Here is a 5712-nt window from a genome sequence, read left to right as displayed (position 1 = left end):
CACCACCCCCCAGGTCATCCGTTCGACAGAGGGGACACAGTCATACCGGGCCCGGAGGCCAGCGGTCCCATTGCAGGACCGCGAAAAACATAACGGGGGCGGCGGGGCGGAGTCGGACCTGCTGTGCGGAAACGTTCACCTACGCCACCGGACGCCCTTTACCGCTCTTCCGCGACCGATTGCTGTCCGGAATCGACATAGCGTCGACCCAGAACGCCCGACTGCACCGCGAATCCCCCTCTCCCCCGTTCTGCCGTGCGGCTGCGACCGGATCAGGTCGATCACCGGCCCCCACTTGCGGACCGGATCCGATCACCGGACGCCCGACCTCGATCGTTATACCCGGCCTGGAAGGTCCGGGTGCGCTCAAACCATCTGCACGGGTGAACCTCGGAGGAGGCCGCCGAGGACACGGATGTCCTGATATGCGCCATGGGGTGGTCCGGCCGGGCTACAACGAGTGCCCCCACACCACCGACCGGCCCGGCCGGTCGGCGCATGCGAGAGGACGGCTTCGTGAGCCACTCCCAGGACGCCACCCCCATCCATCCCGTCACCCCGGACCAGGTGAGCCGGATCGCCGACCACGGCCTCCACAGCTCGCCGACGGCCATCGACCCGGCTGCCGTCAACATCGCCGAAGCCCTGGTCGCCACGCTGAACGGCACGGCCGCCGGAACGACGCTGCTCACCCCGGAACTCCAGCAGCTGACGGAACAGGTCCGGCAGAGGGCCACCTTCGGCTTCCCCCGCATCACCGCAGCCGACGGGGTCGAGCTCTCCGCGCACACGATCAAGCTCAACACCTCCGAGCCCCGACCCGTGGTGATCGTGCCCGCGGGCTGGACGCCCTTCGGCTGGATCCTCTTCGAGTACGCCTACCTCCGACTGGCGCTGCGCGGGTACCACGTACTGGCCTACACCCCGCGCGGCATCGGTCTCGTCCGGCCCCTGCCGGGCGGCGGCCACGCCGACGCGCCCTGGACCTCCGGCGGCACGATCGACGTTGCCGGCCCCGCGGACCGGACCGACGGCTCCACCGTCATCGACTACGCGCAGGAGCATCTCAACCCGAGCAGGATCGCCTTCCTCGGCGAGTCCTACGGCTCCGGCATCAGCCAGCTGGTCGCGGCGAAGGACCCGGCGGGACGGGTGGACGCGGTCGTCGCGCTGAGCACGTGGGGCGACCTGGCCGACAGCCTCTACTGCAACGACACACGGCACCTGAAGGCGGTGCAGTCCCTGATCGACTTCACGGGCGGCCCGGAAGAGCTGAAGTTCGACGCGGCCACCCGGAAGATCCTGGACGACTTCCGCCACGGCCGGAACATGGACGGCGTCGTGGCGTGGGGCAAGGAGCGCTCCCCGTCGACGTACGTCGCCGAGACCAACGCCCGCGGCATTCCCACCTTCCTCTCCAACACCTGGCACGAGACCCTGTTCCCGGCCAACCAGGCCATCGCGAACTTCGGGCGGCTGACCGTGCCCAAGCGGCTGAACCTCTGGATCGGCGACCATGCCGCACCCGAGGGCGCCGGCCTCACCATCCCGTTCAGCGGACCGAACCCGCCCGTCGAGGAGGCGTTCGCCTGGCTCGACCACCATGTGCAAGGGGCCGACAACGGCGTCGCCGACTGGCCGGCGGTCAGCAGCCAGATCATGTTCACGTACCGGACCACGACCGATCCGGAGAGCGGGCAGAACGCCATCGTCGAACCGGCGGTCCGCGAGGCACGGCCGTCCTGGACGGACGTCACCACCTCCACGGAGCGCTGGTACCTCACGGCCACCGGAGCGGGCCGGCAGGACGGCGGGCTGGGCACGGCACCCGAAACGGGGTGGAAGCTCGAATTCACCCCCGGCGAACTCACGGCCGCCACCGCGGTCGACGCCATCATCACGACCGGCCAGGCCGAGTGGAACGGCACCCCCAAGCAGTACGCCACCGACGCCTTCGACCGCCGGCACCTCGCCGTGTGGACCAGCGCACCGCTCCAGGCGGCCCGCCGGATCCGCGGCATTCCCGAGCTCACCCTGACCGTGCGCAGTTCCGGCGAGAACGCCACCCTGGTCGCCTACCTGTTCGACGTCGGCCCCGACGACACGGCCCGCATCATCACGCACGAACCGGTCACCCTGCGGGACCTGACCTCCACCGAGAACCGCGTCACCACCTGGCAGCTCCAGGCCGCCGGCTACGACCTGGCCCCCGACCACCGGCTCATGCTCGTCGTGAACGGCAAGGACCAGCTCTACTCGGACGAGAACGCCCCCGACAGCACCCTCACGATCACCTCCACCGACGACTCCGCCGCCCACCTGGTCCTGCCCCTCGGCTAGACCGACGCAGCACCGCTCCCCCACACCCGCCTCCGCCGCCCCACCCCACGAACGCGGGCAGCCGGCCCGACCCAGTGGGCGGTGGAGGTCGGGTGCGGGGGGTGGCGTAGCGTGCCCGGAGGGATCAGGAGCACAGAGCCGGGCGCGGCGCGGGCAGCCGGCGGTTCCATGCGATCGCGACGGCCAGGGCCTCGACGTGCGGGCCGAAAACGCCCTTCCGGGCTGGCCCGTGACCACGCCGGGACCGACGCGGGCCGTCGAAGGGTTCGCCGACAGGGTCAGCGTGCTCCCCGGCGAGTCCTTCGGGCTGTACGTGTCGACGACCGCGCCCCGGTTCACCGTCTTCGGCCTTGGGGACCAGCGGTACAGCCATTGACGCCGAGCCGTTGATCTTGATCCGGAGCGGTACGCTACGAGGGCGGCTGTGTGTCGCTGACGAGCCGCAAGGGGGCGCGGTGGGGCGAACTCGCCGAGTTCCAGCGCCGCCTAACGCCAGTTCCCACACGCCACTGCGGCCATGTACGCGGTCCGGTTCGCCTCTCCCCGCTGTAGTCGCGTTCGACCTGCCCGGCGCGGGGGGTGAAGATGACGGGCGTCTCGGGCGCGGCCTCCTTGCCTTGCCAGTCCGCGGCCCGAAGGGCTTCGAGCCCGATCGCCAGTCGGTCAACGACACCCTCAAGGGCCAGCTCGACCTCGAATGCCGCGGCGCCAGGACCCCAGCCGGAATCCTGGCCGCGTCGGACAGCGCATCCTCACCCTCACCCCAGCCATCTGGCACAACCGGGCCAACGGAATACTGCTGCCAGGTCATTGATCGCCTACGACCACTGACGAGGACTTCGGACTTACTCGTCCAGGGCGTGCCTTTCGGATCTTGTCGGCCGAGCCCGCGTTGTCCGGTGCCGTGCATCGCAAGGCGGAGGGGCTCCGCTTGTACGGGACGACTTGGGAGCCCCGACAACGTGGCGAGGTGCGGTGGCGGGCAGCGCGGGCCCGGCAAGATCCGAAAGACACGGCCTAGCCGCGCGTGCGGTTGCGCCGGCGGTACTCCTCCGTCGGGACGCCGCCGACGCCCCAGTCCTCCAGGTCGACCTCGTCGATGAGGACGAAGGTGGTGGCCGGGTCCTTGTCGAGGACCTTGACCAGCAGGTCGGTCACGCCGGCGATGATCTCGGCCTTCTGGGCGGCGGTGGCGCCTTCACGGGTGATCTTGACGTTGACGTACGGCATGGTGGTGGATGTCCTTCCGATGGAGCGGCGGGGAGGGGTGGGGCTCAGGCGCGGCCGGTGACGTGGCCGCCGTCCACGCGCAGGGCATGGCCCGTGACGAACGTGGCGCCCGCGAGGTAGAGCACCGCCTCGGAGATCTCGGAGACCTCGCCGACCCGGTTCAGCAGGGCGAGCCCGCCGAAGGCGTCGACGTCGGAGCCCGCGTGCAGCGGCGTGCGGATGATGCCCGGCGACACGAGGTTGACGCGGATGCCGTCGGCGGCGAGCTCCGCGGCCAGACTGGTCGTCAGCGCGTGCACGCCACCCTTGCTGACCACGGGAGCGGAGGACGGGAAGCCCGCCAGCCCGTGGTCCACCAGAACCGTGCCGATGTTGACGATGCTGCCACCCCGGCCCTGTGCACGCAGCGCCCGTACCACCGCCTGGGTGGTCAGGTAGGTGCCCTTGAGGTTGCCGGTCAGGAAGCCGTCGAGCTCGTCCTCGGTGACCTCGGTGAAGGGCTTGGGGGCGAAGGTTCCCGCGTTGTTGACCAGGACGTCGATACCCCCGAAGCGGTCGATCGCGGTGCGGACGAGGGCCTCGCCGGTCGCCGGATCGGCGATGGTGCCGGCGACCCAGGCGGTCCGCTCCGGGTGACCGAGGCCGGCCGCGGCCCTGGTGAGGCGGTCGGCGTCCCGGCCGCCCAGGACCACGTTGGCGCCGCTCGCGAGGAAGGCGCGGGCGATGTCGAGGCCGATGCCGCTGGAGGAGCCGGTGACGAGAGCGGTGATGGTGCCGGTGTCGGTCATAATGCGTGTGCCTTTCGTGGCGGTTGGTTCGTCCTGCTGACACCGGAAACCTACGAACTCTCAACCCATAACACCACGACGGAAATTGGAGCATGTCATAATCCAGCGTTATGGATGTGGATCTGCGTGACCTGGAGCTCTTGGACGCCACCGCCGAAGCCGGCTCGCTGACCGCGGCCGCCGAGCGCCTTTACGTGAGCCAGCCGGCGCTCAGCCAGCGGCTCACCCGGCTGGAGGCCCGCCTGGGCATGCCCCTCTTCGACCGCAAGGGCCGCCGCCTGGTCCCCACCGCCGCGGGCCGACGGCTGCTGGTCGCGGCCCGCCACGTCCTCGGCGAACTGGCGTCGGCCTCCCGGGACCTGCGGGAGCTGCGCGACGGGCGCGACCGGCGGGTCCGCTTCACCGCGCAGTGCAGCACGACCTTCCCCTGGCTGCCGCCGGTGCTCCGCGCTTTCCGCGAGCGCGAGCCGGACATCGACGTACGCATTGAGGCCGTCCCCGACGACGCGCCCGTCCCGGCGCTGCTCGCCGACCTGGTCGACGTCGCCCTGGTCACCAAGCCGGACCTGCAGATGGACCGGGTGTCGCTGACCAGGCTGTTCGAGGACGAGATGGTGGCCGTGGTGCCCGCCGGACACCCGTGGGCCTCGCGCGCGCACCTGACCGCCCGCGACTTCGACGGCGCCGACCTCGTCCTCTACGACTTCTACGACCAGAAGCGCATCCCCTCGATGCCACTGCCGATCCCCGCCGGTGCCCGGCCGGCCCGGATCACCACCATGCCGGTGGTGACCGACCTGGTGGTCGAGATGGTGGCGGGCGGCCAGGGCGTGACGGTGCTGCCCAACTGGGTGGCCGCCCCGTACGTGACGTCGCACGGCCTTGCGCTCGTCCGTATCGGCGCACGGCCGCTGACCCGCACCTGGTTCTGCGCCACCCGGACCGGCCCCCGCCCGCCCCATCTGGAGGCGTTCGTCGAGGAGCTCACGTCCCGGCTGCAGGCCCCCCGCGCCGCGGAGCAGGAAGGTACCGGTGGCTGACGGGCAGGCCGCGGTCTGCCGACGGCCTGCTGGCGGGGCCGTACGGGATGCGGCCCGCCGGGCCCTGGTGTGGACCCTGAGTGCCGAGTGCCGAGTGCCGAGTACCGAGTGCCGCCTGTGGGCCGGTGCGGTCCGTGCGATCGAGTGGAGGAGCACGCCGATGATGCCGAGCCGGCGGAGCAAGCCGAGCATCGTCTTCGCCCATGGGCTGTGGGCTAGTGTCCTGAGTCGGAGATTCGTCGGCAGTATGCGGCGACTTTGTCGAGGATCTCGTCGGCTGTCTTCGTCCAGACGAAGGGCCGGGGGTTGTCGTT

Annotated in this window: 5 protein-coding genes and 1 pseudogene; 4 read left to right on the top strand and 2 right to left on the bottom strand. The window is 70.7% G+C overall.

What is annotated here, in order from left to right; genetic code table 11:
• The first annotated feature begins 516 nt into the window (after positions 1-516).
• The 3 genes and pseudogenes from IF89_RS0134030 to IF89_RS49870 all read left to right on the top strand — a co-directional run.
• Complete coding sequence (locus IF89_RS0134030; protein WP_030776462.1) at positions 517-2340, top strand: alpha/beta fold hydrolase; 1824 nt, start codon at positions 517-519, stop codon at positions 2338-2340.
• A gap of 229 nt (positions 2341-2569) precedes the next feature.
• On the top strand, positions 2570-2716 hold the full coding sequence (locus IF89_RS46530; protein WP_158718067.1) for a hypothetical protein: 147 nt from the start codon (positions 2570-2572) through the stop codon (positions 2714-2716).
• A gap of 226 nt (positions 2717-2942) precedes the next feature.
• A pseudogene (locus IF89_RS49870) lies at positions 2943-3171 on the top strand (IS982 family transposase); the annotation flags it as partial.
• A gap of 186 nt (positions 3172-3357) precedes the next feature.
• Here the strand turns inward: IF89_RS49870 and IF89_RS0134020 are convergent.
• Entirely contained in the window at positions 3358-3570 is a 213-nt protein-coding gene (locus tag IF89_RS0134020) for a tautomerase family protein (RefSeq protein ID WP_030776459.1), read from the bottom strand.
• 44 nt (positions 3571-3614) lie between these two features.
• Positions 3615-4358: an SDR family NAD(P)-dependent oxidoreductase gene (locus IF89_RS0134015; protein ID WP_030776456.1), complete on the bottom strand. Its 744-nt coding sequence runs from the start codon at positions 4356-4358 to the stop codon at positions 3615-3617.
• Positions 4359-4468: 110 nt separating this feature from the next.
• Between IF89_RS0134015 and IF89_RS0134010 the strand changes: the two genes are divergently transcribed.
• Positions 4469-5398, top strand: coding sequence for a LysR family transcriptional regulator (locus IF89_RS0134010; RefSeq protein WP_051808065.1), 930 nt, complete (start codon positions 4469-4471; stop codon positions 5396-5398).
• Positions 5399-5712 lie beyond the last annotated feature (314 nt).

Origin of the sequence: Streptomyces sp. NRRL F-2664, from assembly GCF_000719345.1 — a bacterium.
Taxonomy (GTDB): Bacteria; Actinomycetota; Actinomycetes; order Streptomycetales; family Streptomycetaceae; genus Streptomyces.
This window is presented reverse-complemented; position numbering and strand designations above follow the sequence as displayed.